Here is a 17,639-nt window from a genome sequence, read left to right as displayed (position 1 = left end):
TTGTCTGCGGAGAACAAGAATAATGAACCAGCCCCTGCGTTTCGCCCTGAACCGTATGGTTGCCCCACGTTTGTCACTGCCGCAATTCATTGAGCTGGCGGTGGCCCTGAAGGCCGATGCCATCGAGATCCGCAACGACCTCATGGGTGTCGAGATCGAAGATGGCACGCCGGCCGTTCGGGTCCGTGAGTTGTGCGTGGCCCACGGCATCAAGGTGCTGTCGATCAACGCCCTGTACCCCTTTGATGTCTGGAATGCCGAGCGCCGTGCGCAAACCCTGGCGCTGGCGGCCTATGCCCGTGATTGCGGGGCCGAGGGCCTGGTGATGTGCCCGTTCAACGACCGTGATGATCCGCGCTCGGAAGCACAACGCAACGCCGGGTTGCGCACGGCCTTGAGCGAGCTGGCGCCGATTCTGCGCGAATACGGGATTCTCGGTTTCATCGAACCGCTGGGGTTCGAAGAATGTGCCCTGCGACGCAAGCGTACGGCGGTGGACGCGATCAAGGCGATTGGCGGGCTGGATGTGTTCCGCCTGGTGCACGACACCTTTCATCATCATCTGGCCGGCGAACAGGAATACTTCCCCGAACTGACCGGCCTGGTGCATATCTCCGGGGTCGAGGACGCGCAAGCGCCGCTGGCGACCATCCGCGACGGCCACCGGGTGCTGGTGGGCGAGGCCGATATCCTCGGTAACGCGGCGCAGATCGAGGCTTTGCGGGCCAGCGGTTACAGCGGCTACCTGTCGTTCGAACCCTTTGCCGAAAGCGTGCATGGGCGGGCGGATATCCAGCAGGCCCTGGGCGCCAGCATGGCCCATCTTCAACAGGTATTGGCGGTGCAAGCATGACCACGACCCGACTGACCATGGCCCAGGCGCTGGTGAAGTTCCTCGACAACCAGTACGTCGAGGTCGATGGGGTGCAAAGCAAGTTCGTCGCCGGGGTCTTCACCATCTTCGGCCACGGCAATGTGCTCGGCCTCGGCCAGGCGCTGGAGCAGGACAGCGGCGACCTGGTGGTTCACCAGGGCCGCAACGAGCAGGGCATGGCCCACGCCGCCATCGGTTTTGCCAAGCAGCACCTGCGGCGGAAAATCTACGCTTGCAGCTCATCGGTCGGCCCTGGCGCGGCGAATATGCTCACTGCCGCCGCGACGGCGACCGCCAACCGCATTCCCTTGCTGTTGCTGCCCGGTGACGTCTACGCCAGTCGCCAGCCGGACCCGGTGCTGCAACAGATCGAACAGTTCCACGACCTGAGCATCAGCACCAACGATGCCTTCAAGGCCGTCAGCAAATACTGGGACCGTATCAACCGCCCGGAACAGTTGATGAGCGCGGCGATCCACGCCATGCGGGTGCTCACTGATCCTGCGGAAACCGGCGCGGTGACCCTGGCCTTGCCCCAGGACGTCCAGGCCGAGGCCTATGACTACCCTGATTACTTTCTGCAAAAACGCGTGCACCGCATCGATCGCCGCCCGGCCACCGAGGCCATGCTCGGCGACGCCGTGGCGCTGCTCAAGGGCAAGCGCAAGCCGCTGATCATCTGTGGTGGCGGGGTTCGGTATTCCGGGGCGAATGCAGCCTTGCAGGCCTTTGCCGAACGCTTCGACATTCCTTTCGCCGAGACCCAGGCCGGCAAGAGCGCGGTGGTCTCCAGTCATCCGCTGAACGTCGGCGGCATCGGTGAAACCGGCTGCCTGGCGGCCAACCTGCTGGCCAAGGAAGCCGACCTGATCATCGGCATCGGCACCCGCTACTCGGACTTCACCACCGCGTCGAAATGGCTGTTCCAGCATCCCGAGGTGCAGTTCCTCAACCTCAATATCAGCCCCTGCGATGCTTTGAAACTCGATGGCGTGCAGGTGCTGGCCGATGCCCGCTCCGCTTTGCAGGCGTTGTCTGCGGAGCTGGGCGAGTACCGGGCCAGCTGGGGCGAGCAGACACGCCAGGCCAAGGCCCAGCTGGACGAGGAGGTCGACCGGGTCTATCAGGTCGAGTACCAGGCCAAGGATTTCGTCCCGGAAATCAACGACCACATGGACCCGGCGGTACTGCGCGAATTTATCGAGCTGACCGGTTCCTGCCTGACCCAGAGCCGGGTGCTCGGCGTGTTGAATGAAACCCTGGCCGATGACGCGGTGATCGTCGCGGCGGCCGGCAGCTTGCCCGGCGACCTGCAGCGCAGCTGGCGCAGCAAGGGCGTGAACACCTACCACGTCGAGTACGGCTATTCCTGCATGGGCTACGAGGTCAATGCCGCCCTCGGGGTGAAACTCGCGGAACCGGCGCGGGAGGTCTATGCGCTGGTCGGCGACGGCTCCTACATGATGCTGCATTCGGAGCTGGTCACCTCGATCCAGGAGCGGCGCAAGATCAACGTGATCCTGCTCGACAACATGACCTTCGGCTGCATCAACAACCTGCAGATGGAACACGGCATGGACAGCTTCGGCACCGAGTTCCGCTTCCGCGATCCGGCCACCGGCAAGCTCGACGGTGACTTTGTCCCGGTGGACTTTGCCATGAGCGCGGCGGCCTACGGCTGCAAGACCTACAAGGTCAACACGGTCGAGCAGTTGCAGGCGGCCCTGGCCGATGCGCGGTTGCAGACGGTGTCGACGCTGATCGACATCAAGGTCCTGCCCAAGACCATGATTCACAAATACCTGTCCTGGTGGCGGGTCGGCGTGGCGCAAGTCTCCACCAGTGCGCGCACCGATGCCGTGGCCAAAAACCTTAATGAGCAACTGGCCAAGGCGCGTCAGTACTAAGCCCTTGCACCGAACAACAAACACGCCAACAGGAGTTTTCCCATGTCTTTAAAGCTAGGTGTCATCGGCACCGGTGCCATCGGTCAGGATCACATTCGTCGTTGCAGCAAGACCCTGCTCAACAGCCAGGTGGTGGCGGTGACCGACATCAACCTGCAACAGGCGGCCAAGGTGGTCGCCGACCTGCAACTGACCGCCGAGGTCTACCCGGACGGTCATGCGCTGATCAAGGCGCCGGAAGTCGAGGCGATCCTGGTCACCTCCTGGGGCCCGAGCCACGAGGAGTTCGTGCTGGCGGCGATTGCGGCCGGCAAGCCGGTGTTCTGCGAGAAGCCGCTGGCGGTCACCGCCGAAGGCTGCCGCAAGATCGTTGCCGCCGAAGTGGCCCACGGCAAGCGCCTGGTGCAGGTCGGTTTCATGCGTCCCTACGATGAAGGCTACCGGGCCCTCAAGGCGGTGATCGACAGCGGCCAGATCGGCGAGCCGTTGATGCTGCATTGCGCCCATCGTAATCCGACCGTGGGTGAGAACTACAAGACCGACATGGCCATCACCGACACCCTGATCCATGAGCTGGACGTGCTGCGCTGGTTGCTGGCCGACGACTATGTGTCGGTGCAGGTGGTGTTCCCGCGCAAGACCAGCAAGGCCCATGCCCACCTGAAGGACCCGCAGATCGTCCTGCTGGAAACCGCCCGGGGTACGCGGATCGACGTCGAGGTCTTCGTCAACTGCCAGTACGGCTATGACATCCAGTGCGAAGTGGTCGGCGAAACCGGCATTGCCAAGTTGCCGGAGCCTTCGCAAGTGCAACTGCGCAGCGGCGCCAAGTTGTCCAACGCAATCCTGATGGATTGGAAAGACCGCTTTATCGCCGCCTATGACGTCGAGTTGCAGGCGTTTATCGATGGTGTGCGTGCCGGCCAGGTCGGCGGCCCGTCGGCCTGGGATGGCCTGGCGGCGGCGGTAGCGGCGGATGCCTGCATCGAAGCCCAGGGCAGTGGGGCGATTGTCCGCATCGGGCTGCCGGAGCGCCCGCACTTCTACGGCTAAGGCATTGCTATTGAGCGTTCCCACCCCGCGGGTGGGAGCGCAAGGAGAACCCATCATGCGTATTGCACTCGACCCCTACATGTACCGCAACTTGCCCCTGGGCAAGATGGTCGACAAGGTCGCCGAGCTTGGTTACCAACATATCGAGCTGTCGCCCCGGGAAGATTTCCTGCCGTTCTACAAGGCACCGCGGGTTGACCGGGCGCGGATCAAGGAGTTTCGCAAAGCCCTGAGCGACACCGGGGTGCAACTCTCGTCGCTGTTGCCGATGTATCACTGGGCCGCCGCCGACGAAGGCCTGCGGGCGGCGGCGGTGCGCAACTGGAAGCGGGCGATCCAGATCGCCGTGGACATGGATTGCGAGCTGGTCAACACGGAGTTCACCGGGCAGTCGGACAACCCGCTGGTCTGTGAAAACCAGTTCATGCGTTCGATGGACGAGTTGATGCCGGAGTTCGAACGCGAAGGCATCAAGCTGGATATCCAGGCGCACCCCTATGACTTCTGCGAGCGCAACAACGAGTCGGTCGACATCATCCGTGGCCTCGACCGCGACTGGATCAACTACCTCTATGCGGCGCCGCACACCTTCTTCTATGACGACGGCAAGGGCGATATCGCCTCGATGCTCAAGTACGCCGGCTCCAAGCTCAGCCACCTGATCATCGCCGACACCTATAACCACAAGGCCTCGTCGAGCCTGCGTTATATCGTCAACCCGCCGGGGGTAACCGCCACCGTGCACCAGCACCTGGATATCGGTCAGGGCGAGGTCGACTGGGAGGCGTTTTTCGGCACTTTGCGCGAAATCAAGTTCGATGGCATTGCCACGGTGTCGGTGTTCGCCTGGGAAGATCGCCCGGACGAATCGAACCGGATGATGCTTGAGCGCGTTACCCGCGAGCTTTGCCGGTAAGGCTAAAAGTGAAAAAGAAAATAAATTTCTAAAACAGATTGATATGGAAATTATTTTCCAATAAAGTCAATTTCAGGTTGTCGACTGCTGACGATCGTTCGCTTGCCGGTCACTGAAAGAGTCACGTTTGATCCATAAAACCAACAAGAATGTGGAGAAAGACTTTTCATGAAAACCAAGATTCGCTTCACCTCCCTTGCCCTGTCCCTGATGCTCGCCAGCGGTGCCGCCTTCGCCGACATGAAGATCGGCGTGAGCATGTCGCAGTTCGATGACACCTGGCTGACCTACCTGCGTGAATCCATGGACCAGAAAGCCAAGTCCATGCCCGACGGTGTGAAACTGCAGTTCGAAGACGCCCGCGGCGACGTGGTCAAGCAACTGAGCCAGGTGGAAAGCTTCGTCAGCCAGAAGGTCGACGCCATCATCGTCAACCCGGTGGACACTGCCGCCACCCGGAAAATCACCGATGCGGCGGTCAAGGCGGGGATTCCCCTGGTCTATGTCAACCGCCGGCCGGATGACCTGAACCTGCCCAAGGGCGTGACCACCGTCGCCTCCAACGACCTCGAAGCCGGCCAGATGCAGATGCAGTACCTCGCCGAGAAAATGAACGGCAAGGGCGACATCGTGATTCTCCTCGGCGACCTCGCCAACAACTCCACCACCAACCGTACCAAGGGCGTCAAGGACGTCCTGGCCAAGTACCCGAACATCAAGATCGAGCAGGAGCAGACCGGCATCTGGTCGCGGGACAAGGGCATGACCCTGGTCAACGACTGGCTGACCCAGGGCCGCAAATTCGATGCCGTGGTCGCCAACAACGACGAGATGGCCATCGGCGCGTCCATGGCGCTGGAGCAGGCCGGGGTGAAAAAGGGTAGTGTGTTGATTGCTGGTGTCGACGGCACTCCCGATGGCCTGCGTGCGGTGACAAAAGGCGATATGACGGTCTCGGTGTTCCAGGATGCCAAGGGCCAGGCGGTCGGTTCCCTCGACGCCGCGGTGAAGATGGCCAAGCATGAACCGGTCGAGCAGGCGGTGTGGGTGCCGTATCGCCTGATCACCCCGGAAAACGTTGCTCAGTTCAAATAGTCAGTCCGTTCAATAACAACAATAAGCAAGCAAGGTCGCACTGCCCGCCTTGCTGATGGAGTACCTGATCATGTTCGCTTCAGCGACTGCTTCGAGCAACCCGCTGGTGGGTATCCAGCCAGCCGCCATACCTGTCGATGAGCCGTACCTGCTGGAGATTGTCAACGTCAGCAAGGGTTTCCCCGGGGTAGTGGCGCTGTCCAACGTACAACTGCGGGTCCGCCCGGGGTCGGTGCTGGCCCTGATGGGCGAGAACGGTGCCGGCAAATCCACCCTGATGAAAATCATCGCCGGCATCTACCAGCCGGACGCCGGTGAGCTGCGCCTGCGCGGCAAGCCGGTGGTCTTCGACACGCCGCTGGCCGCCTTGCAGTCCGGGATCGCGATGATCCACCAGGAACTCAACCTGATGCCGCACATGAGCGTCGCCGAGAACATCTGGATCGGCCGCGAACAGCTCAACGGCTTCCATATGATCGACCACCGGGAAATGCACCGCTGCACGGCGAAACTGCTGGAACGGCTGCGCATCGACCTCGACCCGGAGGAGCACGTCGGCAACCTGAGCATCGCCGAGCGGCAGATGGTCGAGATCGCCAAGGCAGTGTCCTACGACTCCGACATCCTGATCATGGACGAACCGACCTCGGCCATCACCGACAAGGAAGTCGCCCACCTGTTCTCGATCATTGCCGACCTCAAGTCCCAGGGTAAGGGCATCATCTATATCACCCACAAAATGAACGAAGTGTTCGCCATCGCCGATGAAGTGGCGGTGTTTCGCGACGGCGCCTATATCGGCTTGCAACGGGCCGACAGCATGGACGGCGACAGCCTGATCTCGATGATGGTCGGGCGCGAGCTGAGCCAGTTGTTCCCGGTGCGTGAAAAGCCCATCGGCGATCTGCTGCTGTCGGTGCGCGACCTGCGCCTGAACGGAATCTTCAAAGGGGTTTCATTCGACCTGCATGCCGGCGAGATCCTCGGTATCGCCGGGTTGATGGGCTCGGGAAGGACCAATGTCGCCGAAGCGCTGTTCGGCATCACCCCGAGCGATGGCGGTGAAATCCGCCTCGATGGCCAGCCGGTACGGATCAGCGATCCGCACCTGGCGATCGAGAAGGGGTTTGCCCTGCTCACCGAGGACCGCAAGCTCAGTGGCCTGTTCCCGTGCCTATCGGTCATGGAAAACATGGAAATGGCGGTGTTGCCGCATTACGTCAGCGGCAATGGCTTTATCCAGCAGAAAGCCTTGCGTGCCCTGTGCGAGGACATGTGTAAGAAGCTGCGGGTGAAAACCCCGTCGCTGGAGCAGTGCATCGATACCTTGTCCGGGGGCAACCAGCAGAAGGCCTTGCTCGCCCGTTGGCTGATGACCAACCCGCGCATCCTGATTCTCGACGAGCCGACCCGTGGCATCGATGTCGGTGCCAAGGCCGAGATCTACCGGCTGATCGCCTACCTCGCCAGCGAGGGCATGGCGGTGATCATGATTTCCTCGGAGCTGCCGGAAGTGCTCGGCATGAGCGACCGGGTGATGGTCATGCACGAGGGCGACCTGATGGGCACCCTCGACCGTGGCGAGGCGACCCAGGAGCGGGTCATGCAACTGGCCTCCGGGATGACCGCGGTTCACTAGTTGTTCAACGAACAGAGGCCGGCGGCGGTGCTCCGCGCCGGTAACGCGATAGAAGGGTGAGTGGTTATGAACGTGATACTGGAAAACAAGCCTGCAACGGTACCGGTCAAGAGTCGCCGGCGCCTTCCCACCGAACTGAGCATCTTCCTGGTACTGATCGGCATCGGCCTGGTCTTCGAACTGTTCGGCTGGATCGTCCGTGACCAGAGTTTCCTGATGAACTCCCAGCGGCTGGTACTGATGATCCTGCAGGTCTCGATCATCGGCCTGCTGGCGATCGGGGTCACCCAGGTCATTATCACCACCGGTATCGACCTGTCGTCGGGCTCGGTGCTGGCGCTCTCGGCGATGATCGCCGCGAGCCTGGCGCAGACCTCGGACTTCGCCCGGGCGGTGTTTCCGTCGCTGACCGACCTGCCGGTGTGGATCCCGGTGATTGTCGGGCTCGGGGTGGGACTGCTGGCGGGGGCGATCAACGGCAGCATCATTGCCCTGACCGGGATTCCACCCTTCATTGCCACCCTCGGCATGATGGTCTCGGCCCGTGGCCTGGCGCGTTACTACACCGAAGGCCAGCCGGTGAGCATGCTTTCGGATTCCTATACGGCCATCGGCCACGGCGCGATGCCGGTGATCATTTTCCTGGTGGTGGCGCTGATCTTCCACATCGCCCTGCGTTACACCAAGTACGGCAAGTACACCTACGCCATCGGCGGCAACATGCAGGCGGCGCGCACCTCCGGGATCAACGTCAAGCGCCACCTGGTGATCGTCTATAGCATCGCCGGGCTCTTGTCGGGACTGGCGGGGGTGGTCGCGTCGGCACGTGCCGCCACCGGGCAGGCGGGCATGGGCATGTCCTACGAGCTGGACGCGATTGCGGCGGCGGTGATCGGCGGTACCAGCCTGGCAGGTGGGGTGGGGCGCATTACCGGCACGGTGATCGGCGCGCTGATCCTCGGGGTCATGGCCAGCGGCTTCACCTTTGTCGGGGTCGATGCCTATATCCAGGACATCATCAAGGGCCTGATCATCGTGGTCGCGGTGGTCATCGACCAATACCGCAACAAGCGCAAGCTCAAGCGCTGAGCGAGCCGTCAGCAAAAAGGGCCTTTTCAGGCCCTTTTTGCGTACCGGGGTTTCTCTCTGGCGAAGATCAGGCCACGGTTGATGGTGTGGCGACTGCAGCCCGTTTTGTCGATGCTTCAGGCAGATAGCGCACAACGGCCTGATAAACCTCGTCCACCGAAATATTATCCATCCCGTCTTTTCGGATGATGCTGTGATGGCTGTGCATGGGATACGGGCCTGTCTGCGCCGGATCGGTCTTCCCGCAGAGCAGGACCATCGGTCGATCTACCGCACAGGCGACGTGCATCGGGCCGGTATCGCCGGTCAGCAGTAACTGGCAACGCTGGAGTACCGCCGCGAGTTGGCCGACATTGGTCTTGCCGATGAGATTCAGGATATGGGGGTGAGCGGTCAGTGCGTCGGCCGCAAAGGCTTCGCTGGACGAGCCCGTGAGCACGATATGGACAGCCGGGTGCTGCGTCAGCAGGCGCTGTACCAGTTGATCGAAGCGCTTGAACGACCAGCTCCGGGTGTCTTTGGTCATCAGGAAAGGAAACAGCTTGTACAGGAAGCGCTGGCCCTTTTTCGAAATCTGATGGCAGCCCATGTGCAAGGCAATCACAAAAGGTTCAGGGGCCGCGGGGATACTCTTCAGTAACCGGTCGGCGTCCGCCTTGTCCTGTGCGTTGACATTCAGCTCATAGGGGCCCGCTGGAAATTCAGCCGCTGACGGCAGTTGCTGAAGCACAAAGCGATAAAAGTTTTCCGAGTAATGAAAGGCGCCTTCATAACGGGGCAGCATCAAGACCCCGGGGACATCTTTCAGATATTCGGTGACCTTGTTGATGTTCTGGAGTGGCAATACAGCGTCATACTCGGCGGCCAGTTGGGCAATCGGCCGTTCTTTGGCGGTGTAGAGGGTGTTGATGCAACTGTTGTGGGCGAGCAATTCATGGGACAGCGCCGACAACGCCACGGCATCTATCTGAGCATGCGGTTTTGCCTGGCGCAGGGCACGGATGCCGGGCGTTGCAAACAGCGTATCGCCCAGGCGGTGCGGAGCAACCAGGAGAATTTTTTCTGCGGCCTGTAGAGGACTGGTTGTCATGCGCAATGGATCCGGTTCGGGTTTCGAGGGCGACGGTTCGCGGGGTGACAGACTATCGTAAAAAGGGGGAGATTTTCCAATCGGCGGGTCTTTCCGACGATTGCCCAGGCTCCAGAAGCAGCGCCAGCATGCGGCGCTGAAGAAAACCGCAGCCAGGCCGATAGCCTTTGGCCAGGATCGCCCGCTATCCTGCCGTGGCCAGTTGTCCTCCGTCCCTGTTCAATGCGAGATCCCGTCCATGTTGTTGAGAAATATCCGGATTGCACCCCGAGCGTTCATCGGTTTTGCCGCCATCGCCTTGCTCAGTGTGTTCCTGGGCGTGTTCGCGTTGAAGCAGATTCGCGATGTCCAGGCCCAGGCCGCCGATATCCAGAACAACTGGTTGCAGCGGGTGCGGGTGCTGGCGTCGGCGAATGCGTCGCTGGACCGTTATCGCCTGGGCTCCATGGCCCACATCCTGTCCTCCAGCGCTGCGGACATGAAAGTCTACGAGGACAAATCGGCCGGACGCCTGCAAAGCGTGCATGAGCAGATGTCGATTTACGCGGGTTTGCTGACCAACGGCGACGACAAAAGCCGGCTGGACGCTTTCAACCGCAGCCTGGAAGCCTATGCCAAGAATCACCTGGAGTTGCTCAGGGTATCGCGGCAGGGGGACAAGGCCGCCGCCAACACCTACCTCTCGACCATCCGCGAATCCTACGAGCAGATGACCAAGAACCTCGATGACCTGATCGAGCGCGCGAACCAGGGCGCCGAACAGGCCGGTAAACAGTCGGCCAGCACCTATGACAGCGCGGTGGCGGGCATCGGCCTGGTGATCCTGCTGGTGGGTATCGGCACCGTGCTGGTGGCCTGGCTGCTCACCCGCAGCATTACCGTACCGATCATCGAGGCGGTCCTGGTCGCGGAAACCATCGCCAAGGGCGACCTGACCCAACCGATCAACCCGGCCGGCAGCGACGAAGCCAGTCGCTTGCTCGCGGCCCTGGCGGTGATGCAGGGCAGCTTGCTCACCACCCTCAAGCAGATCACCCATTCATCGACCCAACTGGCCTCGGCGGCCGAAGAGTTGAACGCGGTGACGGCCGAGGGCAGTCGCGACCTGCAACAGCAGCATGGGGAAATCGAACAGGCCGCTACCGCGGTGACCGAGATGACCAGCGCCATTGAAGAGGTGGCCAGGAACGCCTCGTCCACCTCGGACCTGTCCCAGGAGTCGCGGACCATTGCGCTGAAGGGCCAGCAGCGGATGATCGAGGCGGTGACGGCGATTGCCGCGCTGACCCGTGGCGTCGAGGTCAGCTCCGAGCAGATCGGCGGCCTGGCGGCGCAGGCGCAGGGCATCGGCAAGGTGCTCGATGTGATCCGCACCATCGCCGAGCAGACCAACCTGCTGGCGCTCAATGCCGCCATTGAAGCGGCGCGGGCCGGTGAGGCCGGTCGCGGCTTTGCGGTGGTGGCGGATGAAGTGCGGGCCCTGGCTCATCGGACCGCGCAGTCGACCCGGGAAATCGAAGAGATGATCGGCAGTATCCAGACCGGTACCGCCAGCGCCGTGAGCGGCATGCACAACAGCAGCAACATGACCCGCCAGACCCTGGAGCTCGCTGAAGCGGCCAAGACCGCGCTGGCGGAAATCGTCGAGGCGAATGATGAGATCAATAACCGCAACCTGGTCATCACCACCGCTGCCGACGAGCAGGCCCACGTCGCCCGCTCGGTGGATCGCAACCTGCTGAATATCCGCGAGTTGTCGATCCAGTCTTCCGAAGGCTCGCACCAGACCACGGCGGCCTCGCAGTCCCTGGCCCACCTGGCCACCGAGCTCAACACCCTGGTCAAGCACTTCCAGATCTAGAGGTCTTGCGCCTGTCAGCCGGTACTGTGCCGCTGACAGGCTTCAGATCGCCCTGAGGACCACGATGCCCGGGGTTTTCTTGACGTAATCCATGAACGGCGAATCCACCACCTTGTGGTTGGCTTCGCGGGCGGAGGCATTGCGCAGCACCGGGCCCTTGTCGGTCATGATGAAGATACCGGTGTGGGTCACATCCAGTCCTTCGGCCGGGGTGTAGATGCCGATGTAGTCACCGGTTTTCAGGCGGCTGACCACGGCGTCGTCGATCCACTCGCTGGGAATGTAGGTGATGGCGCGCTCGACCTTGCCCACCGACGGGATCAGCGTGCCGCCGCTGCCGTCGCCTTGGGCGTTGAGGATCTTGGTGACGGTGGTCGCCCTGGGGCTGGCCTGCGTCGTCACGTCCCGGGCGTTGAGGGGCTGGGTATGGGCCCAGTCGGTGAAGAAGTGCTTGCGCTCGGTGTAGCTGACCTTGCCGTCGGCGTAGCGTGTGCGCACCAGGTTTTCGACGAAGCGCGGCAGGCTGTCGGACTTGCGCAGGGCCTCGACGTAATCCAGGTAGGTAAAGCAATCCAGGCCGCGGAAGTCGATCACCAACTGTTCCGGCGCGGTCGCGGAGCCGACCAGCATATGCGCCACATAGGGCGTGCCGAGGAAGTTGGCGGAGATATTCCTGATCCGTTCGCCTTGCTCGTGGCCGGCGTGCTTGAGGATCCGGGTTTCGATGAACTCGATCTTGTGGCGTGTGTAGTCGTCCAGCGTGACCTGGTCGCCTGGGTGTTGCCGGGTGGTAAAACCACTCAGCGCCAGCATCAGGGGCAAGCCCGATACCAGCGCGATAACCTTCTTCATGCGCTCTCCGCAGGGGCGCTGGAGCTTTTGATCGGCCTCCGCGCTGGGACGTCGATTTTACACCTCTGGGGTGACGACTCAATGAAACCTGCTGGCTTTTCCTTTCTTATATCCTAATCGAATAAAATCATTATTATTAATTCCTTTTATAAGTTGCAGGGCTGGCGCATTTTAGCCTTCAGCATCTGATGCCCAGGTGCACCTCCCACCACGAAAAGGAAACAACCCCATGACGATCAAAGCGATCAACGTTCGTAACCAGTTCCGCGGCGTCATCAAGGAAATCCTCATTGGCGAGGTGTTGTCCGAGATCGACGTGCAAACCGCGTCGGGGATTGTCACTTCGGTGATTACCACACGTTCGGTGCGCGACCTGGAGTTGGCGGTAGGCAGTGAAGTGATCGCCTTCGTCAAATCCACCGAAGTCTCGATCGCCAAGCTCTGACGCAGCGGTCCCTGTTCATGAGCACGCTTGAAGGGCTGCCCAGTCCGATCCTGACCTTGCCCCGGGGCGACAAGGATTCGTTGTCGATACGGGCCAAGGCGCTGGTCTTCGCCGACCCGCGCTCGCGACAGTTGCTCGACTATCTGCAGCGGGTCGGCCCCAGCGACGCGCCGGTGCTGATCAATGGCGAAACCGGCACCGGCAAGGAGCTGGTGGCGCGCTACATTCATTCTTCCAGTGGGCGGGCCGGGGCTTTTGTCGCGGTGAACTGCGGCGCCATCAGCGAGACCCTCGCCGAAAGCGAATTCTTCGGCCATGAAGCCGGGGCGTTTTCCGGTGCGGTAGGGCGTCGGGTCGGCTGGTTCGAAGAGGCCGATGGCGGCACCTTGTTTCTCGACGAGATTGGCGATCTGCCGCTGCCGTTGCAGGTCAAGTTGCTGCGTGCCCTGCAGGAGCAGGAGATCGTGCGCGTCGGTTCGCGCAAGCCGATCAAGATCAATATCCGCCTGGTGACGGCGACCAACATCGACCTGGAACAGGCGGTGGAGGCGGGTAATTTCCGTCTCGACCTGTTTTATCGGATCAACGTGGCCCAGGTGCAGGTCCTGCCTTTGCGTGAGCGCCCGCTGGACATCCTGCCGCTGGTTGAACATTTTCGAAAAATCTACAGCCAACGGCTGAAGATTGCCGAGCCGATGCTCTCCGAGGCGGCCACCCAGGCGCTACTCGACTACCCCTGGCCGGGGAATATCCGCGAGCTGGAAAACGTCGTGCACCTGGCCTTGCTGGTGGCCGGCGACAAGCCGATCCGCCCCGAACACCTGAAGTTTTCCGCAGGTTTGAGTGGCCGGCATGTGGCGAGCAGTACAGGCGTGTCGCGGGTCCCCCAGGAAGTGATTCGCGAGCAGTTGCTGCGCCTGTTCGAAGTGCCGGGGGAAACCCTGTTGCATGATATCGAGGACCTGCTGGTGCGCGAGGCGTTTGCCTTTTGCGGCTTCAACCAGCTGCGCACCGCCGAACTGCTGGGCATTACCCGTAATGCCATGCGCACCTTGCTGGTCAATCACGGCATGCTCAAGGGCCGCGCCAAGCCCTGATCCCCTTTTTGAAAACACCACAAACCTGTAGGAGCCGGGCTTGCCCGCGAAGCTTGTGGCGATCTCAAGGCCCTCTTCGCTGGCAAGCCAGGCTCCTACAGGACGATTTCGAACCGAGAGTTTGCATACGACCGAAGATCCAATCCGGGCGCCTACAGGACCGTGCGCTGCTCGACGCTCCTGCTTGAGATACGCCGCAATAGCGGCAACAACTCAGCCCCCAGATGAATCGCCTCCTCCAGATGCGGAAAACCCGACAGGATAAAACTGTCGACGCCCAGCTGGTGATATTCCTCGATCCGATCCGCCACCTGTTCATAGCTCCCCACCAGGGCCGTCCCGGCGCCGCCTCGAACCAGACCGACACCGGCCCACAGATTGGCCGACACCTCCAGCTCACGGGCGCCGCGCCCGCGACCTTCAGCCAGGCGCGTCTGGCGCGTCTGCCCGACGGATTCATACGCGGCCATCTGCACTTGCGCGCGGTCGATGGCGTCCTTGGGAATCTCCGCCAGCAACCGCTCGACATGGGCCCAGGCCGCGTCGTCGGTGGGCGCGGCGAAAATATGCAGGCGCAGACCAAAGCGCAAGGTTCGCCCCTGGGCCGCCGCCAGTTCGCGCATCCGGTGGATACGCTCGGCAATCAGCAAGGGCGGCTCGCACCACATCAGGTGGGTCTGTGCATGGGACGCGCCGACCCGTTCCGCGGCCTCGGACGCACCGCCGAAATAGATCGCCGGCGCGGGCGCCGCAGGGGCAATCGGCGAGGCGTTGACGCTGCGGTAGTAGCGTCCGTGATGGGGCTGGCCGTTGCCCGCCCAGACGGCCTGGAACACTTCGAGAAACTCGGCGGTCCGCGCATAACGTTCATCGTGCTCCAGAAAATCCCCCAGCGAACGCTGCTCGAAACGGCTGGAGCCGCTGACCACATGCAGGGCCAGGCGGTTGTCGCTGAGCAACTGCAGGGTCGCGGCGCGGTGGGCGGTGTAGGCGGGCAGTTCCAGGCCCGGGCGCAAGGTCAGCAGGAATTTCAGCCGCCGCACTTCCTGGGCCAGCACCGCGGTGATCAGCCAGGGGTCTTCGAAGCCGCTGGCGGTGGGCACCATGATCGCGTCGAAGCCGCCGTATTCGGCGGCGCGGACGATCTGGCGCAGGTAATCGAGGGTCGGTGCCCGTTCGCCTTGCTGGAACAGCCCGACCTTGGGCAGGCCGCTGCTGGTCAGGTGGCGACCGTCGCCATTGGTGGGCAGGAACCAGTCGATCTCGAGGGGATGGCGTGGATTATTCGACATGCTGGGTGCGCTCCTTGCGCAGGCCTTGGGCGCCAAGCAATGGCAGGATCTGTTCGCCGAAGCGCAGGACTTCATGCACCGCCGGCTGGCCGACCAGGATGATCTGTTCGATGCCCAGGCCGTGCAGCTCCTGCAGGCGGGTAGCGACCTGATGCGGCGTCCCGACGATAAACACGGGTTGGTCGGCGCGTGGTTGCCAGAGATTCGGGTGCAGTTCGAAGTGCCGCACCGGCTGGTGCTCGCGGGTGAGCCTGGGCAGCGACGGGGTGCTGTCCGGTGGCTTGATTCCCAGTGATTCCAGGCGGGCGGCGGCCGCTTCCCAGGCTTCGTCCTCGGTGTCCCGGAACAGCAGTGCGAAGGGGCAGGCGAAGCCAAGGTCCGGTGAGTCGGCCCGCAAGCGCTGGATTTCCTGTTGCAGCGGGTTCGGTGCCCGGCTGCGCAGCAGGCAGGTTCGGGCATGGCTGGCGATCAGCGCGCTTTCCTGGGAGTCGTCGAGCAGCAGCGGTGGTGCCGGAAGCGGGCGGCGGGCGACACCGGCGCTCTCCAGCTGAAAGTAGCGCCCGTTGTAGTGGAACTCGCTGCCGTCAGGGGAGAGCAGGCGCGTAAGGATGTCCAGGTACTCGCCGATACGTTCATGGCGCTGGTCACGGTTGAGCCATTCACCGAACACCTGGCGCAGGCTGCCCTGTTCGCCGTCGGGCAGGTGCAGGCGCACGCGATTGGCGCTGATCGATTGCAGGCTTTGCACGGTGGCGGCGAGGGCCGCCGGCAACATGACTTCGGGCGGTACGCTGACTGTCAGGTGGACCCGGCGGGTGTGGGCGCACAAGGTCGCCGCCACGCCAAGGCTGTCGGCGCACTGCGCGCCGCCGGGCACCCAGAGGCCGTCGAGGCCGGCGTATTCCACGGCCTGGGCCAGCTGAATCCACTGCTCGGGGCGGTGCGCCCAGGGGGTTGTACCGTCGGTGTCGCACAGCGGCAACTGCCAACTGAACTCAAGTGCCATGCATGGGCTCCATCAGAGGGGCGCACACCCGCCGCCCGAATAAACCCATCCTACCCTCGACGGGGGGCCGGCCGCTCATGATCGGCTGAACCGGTTGGCCGGGCGTGGCAGCCCGAGGTTTTCCCGCAGGGTGCGGCCTTCGTATTCGCGACGGAACAGCCCGCGTTCCTGCAATAACGGTATCACCTGGTCGACAAACCCTTCGATGGCGCCCGGGTAGTACGGGAAGAACACATTGAAGCCGTCGCAGGCCCGGCTCTGGAACCAGGCCTCGAAGCTGTCGGCGATATCCGCCGGGGTCCCGATCAGCGGGTTGCCACCGGCCAGGCGCAGGTACAACTGGCGAATGCTGAGGTTTTCCTTGCGGGCCAGCTCCAGCACCTTGTCCCGGCGACTGCCGCGCTGGCCGACCGGTGTCTCCGGCAGCGGGCCGTCGAGGTCGTAAGCGCTGAGGTCGATATCGTCGCCGAGGGTATCGGCCAGCAGGCGCAGGCCGAGTACCGGGTCGATCAGCGCCTGGAATTCTTCGAACAGGGCCTGGGCCTGTTCGCGGGTCTCGGCGATAAAGGGCGTGACGCCGGGGAGGATCTTGAGGTGATCCGGGTTGCGGCCGAAGTCGGCGGCCCGGGCCTTGATATCCTGGTAGAAGGCCTGGGCCCCGGCCAGGTCGTGGTGGACGACGAAGATCAGTTCGGCCACCCGCGCCGCGAGGGTCTTGCCGGCTTCCGAGGCTCCGGCCTGGACCAGTACCGGATGGCCCTGGGGCGGTCGGGCGACATTCAGCGGACCGCGCACCGAGAAGTGCTCGCCGTGGTGGTTCAGGGTGTGCAGTTTGCCCGGATCGAAGTACTGGCCGCTGCTCTTGTCGCGGACAAAGGCGTCATCGTCCCAGCTGTCCCACAGGCCTTTGACCACATCGTGGAACTCCTCGGCGCGCTGATAGCGGTCGCCGTGGTCGATATGGTTTTCACGGCCGAAATTCCAGGCTTCGTCGGAGACCACCGAGGTCACCAGGTTCCAGGCCGCACGGCCCCCGGAGAGGTGGTCGAGGGAGGCGAATTTGCGGGCGATATGGTAGGGCTCGTTGTAGCTGGTGGTGGCGGTGGCGATCAGGCCGATATGCCGGGTGACGGCCGCGAGGGCGGACATCAGGGTCAGCGGTTCGAAGTGTTCGGCCCGGGCGCTGCGGCTCAGGGCGTCGTGATGATGGCCCCACAGCGCGACCACATCGGCGACGAACAGGGCGTCGAACTTGCCGCGTTCGGCGGTTTCGGCAATTGCCTTGAAGTGCTCGAAATCCAGGCTGGCATCGGCCTGGGCCAGGGGGTGGCGCCAGGCGGCGATATGATGGCCGCTGTTGGCGAGGAAGGCGCCGAGCTTGAGGTGATCGGTACGACGGGTCATTGCAGGCTCCCGGTAAACA

The 17,639-nt window shown here is 62.7% G+C and carries 15 protein-coding genes and 1 pseudogene; 11 read left to right on the top strand and 5 right to left on the bottom strand.

Features of this window, described 5'->3' with window-relative positions; translation table 11 throughout:
* The first annotated feature begins 22 nt into the window (after positions 1-22).
* The 7 genes from CWE01_RS16555 to CWE01_RS16525 all read left to right on the top strand — a co-directional run bounded on the left by CWE01_RS16555 (position 23) and on the right by CWE01_RS16525 (position 8,573).
* The gene (locus CWE01_RS16555) at positions 23-853 is read left to right on the top strand and encodes a TIM barrel protein (protein ID WP_100941616.1); all 831 of its coding nucleotides are present in this window, start codon (positions 23-25) and stop codon (positions 851-853) included.
* Positions 850-2,781 carry a 3D-(3,5/4)-trihydroxycyclohexane-1,2-dione acylhydrolase (decyclizing) gene (gene iolD / locus CWE01_RS16550; RefSeq protein ID WP_100941615.1) on the top strand — a complete coding sequence of 644 codons (1,932 nt, stop codon included), beginning with the start codon at positions 850-852 and terminating at the stop codon, positions 2,779-2,781. The genes CWE01_RS16555 and iolD overlap by 4 nt, the downstream gene beginning before the upstream one ends.
* Positions 2,782-2,823: 42 nt before the next feature.
* A complete protein-coding gene (locus CWE01_RS16545; protein WP_100941614.1) occupies positions 2,824-3,834 on the top strand; it encodes a Gfo/Idh/MocA family protein in 1,011 nt (336 codons plus the stop codon).
* Between the two features lie 55 nt (positions 3,835-3,889).
* Positions 3,890-4,750, top strand: coding sequence for a sugar phosphate isomerase/epimerase family protein (locus CWE01_RS16540; protein ID WP_100941613.1), 861 nt, complete (start codon positions 3,890-3,892; stop codon positions 4,748-4,750).
* Between the two features lie 168 nt (positions 4,751-4,918).
* A complete protein-coding gene (locus tag CWE01_RS16535; RefSeq protein WP_100941612.1) occupies positions 4,919-5,845 on the top strand; it encodes a sugar ABC transporter substrate-binding protein in 927 nt (308 codons plus the stop codon).
* Between the two features lie 70 nt (positions 5,846-5,915).
* Positions 5,916-7,484 (top strand): sugar ABC transporter ATP-binding protein, encoded by a 1,569-nt coding sequence (locus tag CWE01_RS16530; protein ID WP_100941732.1) that lies wholly within the window; start codon positions 5,916-5,918, stop codon positions 7,482-7,484.
* Between the two features lie 66 nt (positions 7,485-7,550).
* Entirely contained in the window at positions 7,551-8,573 is a 1,023-nt protein-coding gene (locus CWE01_RS16525) for an ABC transporter permease (RefSeq protein WP_100941611.1), read from the top strand.
* A gap of 67 nt (positions 8,574-8,640) precedes the next feature.
* On the opposite strand, the gene CWE01_RS16520 is transcribed toward CWE01_RS16525, so the two are convergent.
* Positions 8,641-9,663: a glycosyltransferase family 9 protein gene (locus CWE01_RS16520; RefSeq protein WP_100941610.1), complete on the bottom strand. Its 1,023-nt coding sequence runs from the start codon at positions 9,661-9,663 to the stop codon at positions 8,641-8,643.
* A 238-nt stretch (positions 9,664-9,901) separates the two neighbouring features.
* On the opposite strand from CWE01_RS16520, the pseudogene CWE01_RS34325 reads away from it, so the two are divergent.
* A pseudogene (locus CWE01_RS34325) lies at positions 9,902-10,666 on the top strand (MCP four helix bundle domain-containing protein); the annotation flags it as partial.
* Positions 10,661-11,524: a methyl-accepting chemotaxis protein gene (locus tag CWE01_RS34320; protein ID WP_371315484.1), complete on the top strand. Its 864-nt coding sequence runs from the start codon at positions 10,661-10,663 to the stop codon at positions 11,522-11,524. The pseudogene CWE01_RS34325 and the gene CWE01_RS34320, both read left to right, overlap by 6 nt.
* Before the next feature lie 42 nt (positions 11,525-11,566).
* On the opposite strand, the gene CWE01_RS16510 is transcribed toward CWE01_RS34320, so the two are convergent.
* Positions 11,567-12,376 carry a DUF1460 domain-containing protein gene (locus tag CWE01_RS16510; RefSeq protein WP_100941608.1) on the bottom strand — a complete coding sequence of 270 codons (810 nt, stop codon included), beginning with the start codon at positions 12,374-12,376 and terminating at the stop codon, positions 11,567-11,569.
* Between the two features lie 229 nt (positions 12,377-12,605).
* On the opposite strand from CWE01_RS16510, the gene CWE01_RS16505 reads away from it, so the two are divergent.
* Positions 12,606-12,821: a molybdopterin-binding protein gene (locus CWE01_RS16505; protein ID WP_100941607.1), complete on the top strand. Its 216-nt coding sequence runs from the start codon at positions 12,606-12,608 to the stop codon at positions 12,819-12,821.
* Positions 12,822-12,838: 17 nt separating this feature from the next.
* On the top strand, positions 12,839-13,918 hold the full coding sequence (locus CWE01_RS16500; RefSeq protein ID WP_100941606.1) for a sigma-54-dependent Fis family transcriptional regulator: 1,080 nt from the start codon (positions 12,839-12,841) through the stop codon (positions 13,916-13,918).
* A gap of 152 nt (positions 13,919-14,070) precedes the next feature.
* Here the strand turns inward: CWE01_RS16500 and CWE01_RS16495 are convergent, their stop codons facing one another.
* The 3 genes from CWE01_RS16495 to CWE01_RS16485 form a co-directional block, all read right to left on the bottom strand.
* A complete protein-coding gene (locus CWE01_RS16495) occupies positions 14,071-15,210 on the bottom strand; it encodes an LLM class flavin-dependent oxidoreductase (protein WP_100941605.1) in 1,140 nt (379 codons plus the stop codon).
* On the bottom strand, positions 15,200-16,216 hold the full coding sequence (locus CWE01_RS16490; RefSeq protein ID WP_100941604.1) for an LLM class flavin-dependent oxidoreductase: 1,017 nt from the start codon (positions 16,214-16,216) through the stop codon (positions 15,200-15,202). The genes CWE01_RS16495 and CWE01_RS16490 overlap by 11 nt, the downstream gene beginning before the upstream one ends.
* Positions 16,217-16,291: 75 nt before the next feature.
* A complete protein-coding gene (locus CWE01_RS16485) occupies positions 16,292-17,620 on the bottom strand; it encodes an LLM class flavin-dependent oxidoreductase (RefSeq protein ID WP_100941603.1) in 1,329 nt (442 codons plus the stop codon).
* Positions 17,621-17,639: the final 19 nt, after the last annotated feature.

This window comes from Pseudomonas sp. QS1027 (assembly GCF_002814235.1).
Classification (GTDB): Bacteria; Pseudomonadota; Gammaproteobacteria; order Pseudomonadales; family Pseudomonadaceae; genus Aquipseudomonas.
Note: the sequence above shows the minus strand (reverse complement) of the source record. Positions and strands in the feature narration are given on the sequence as shown.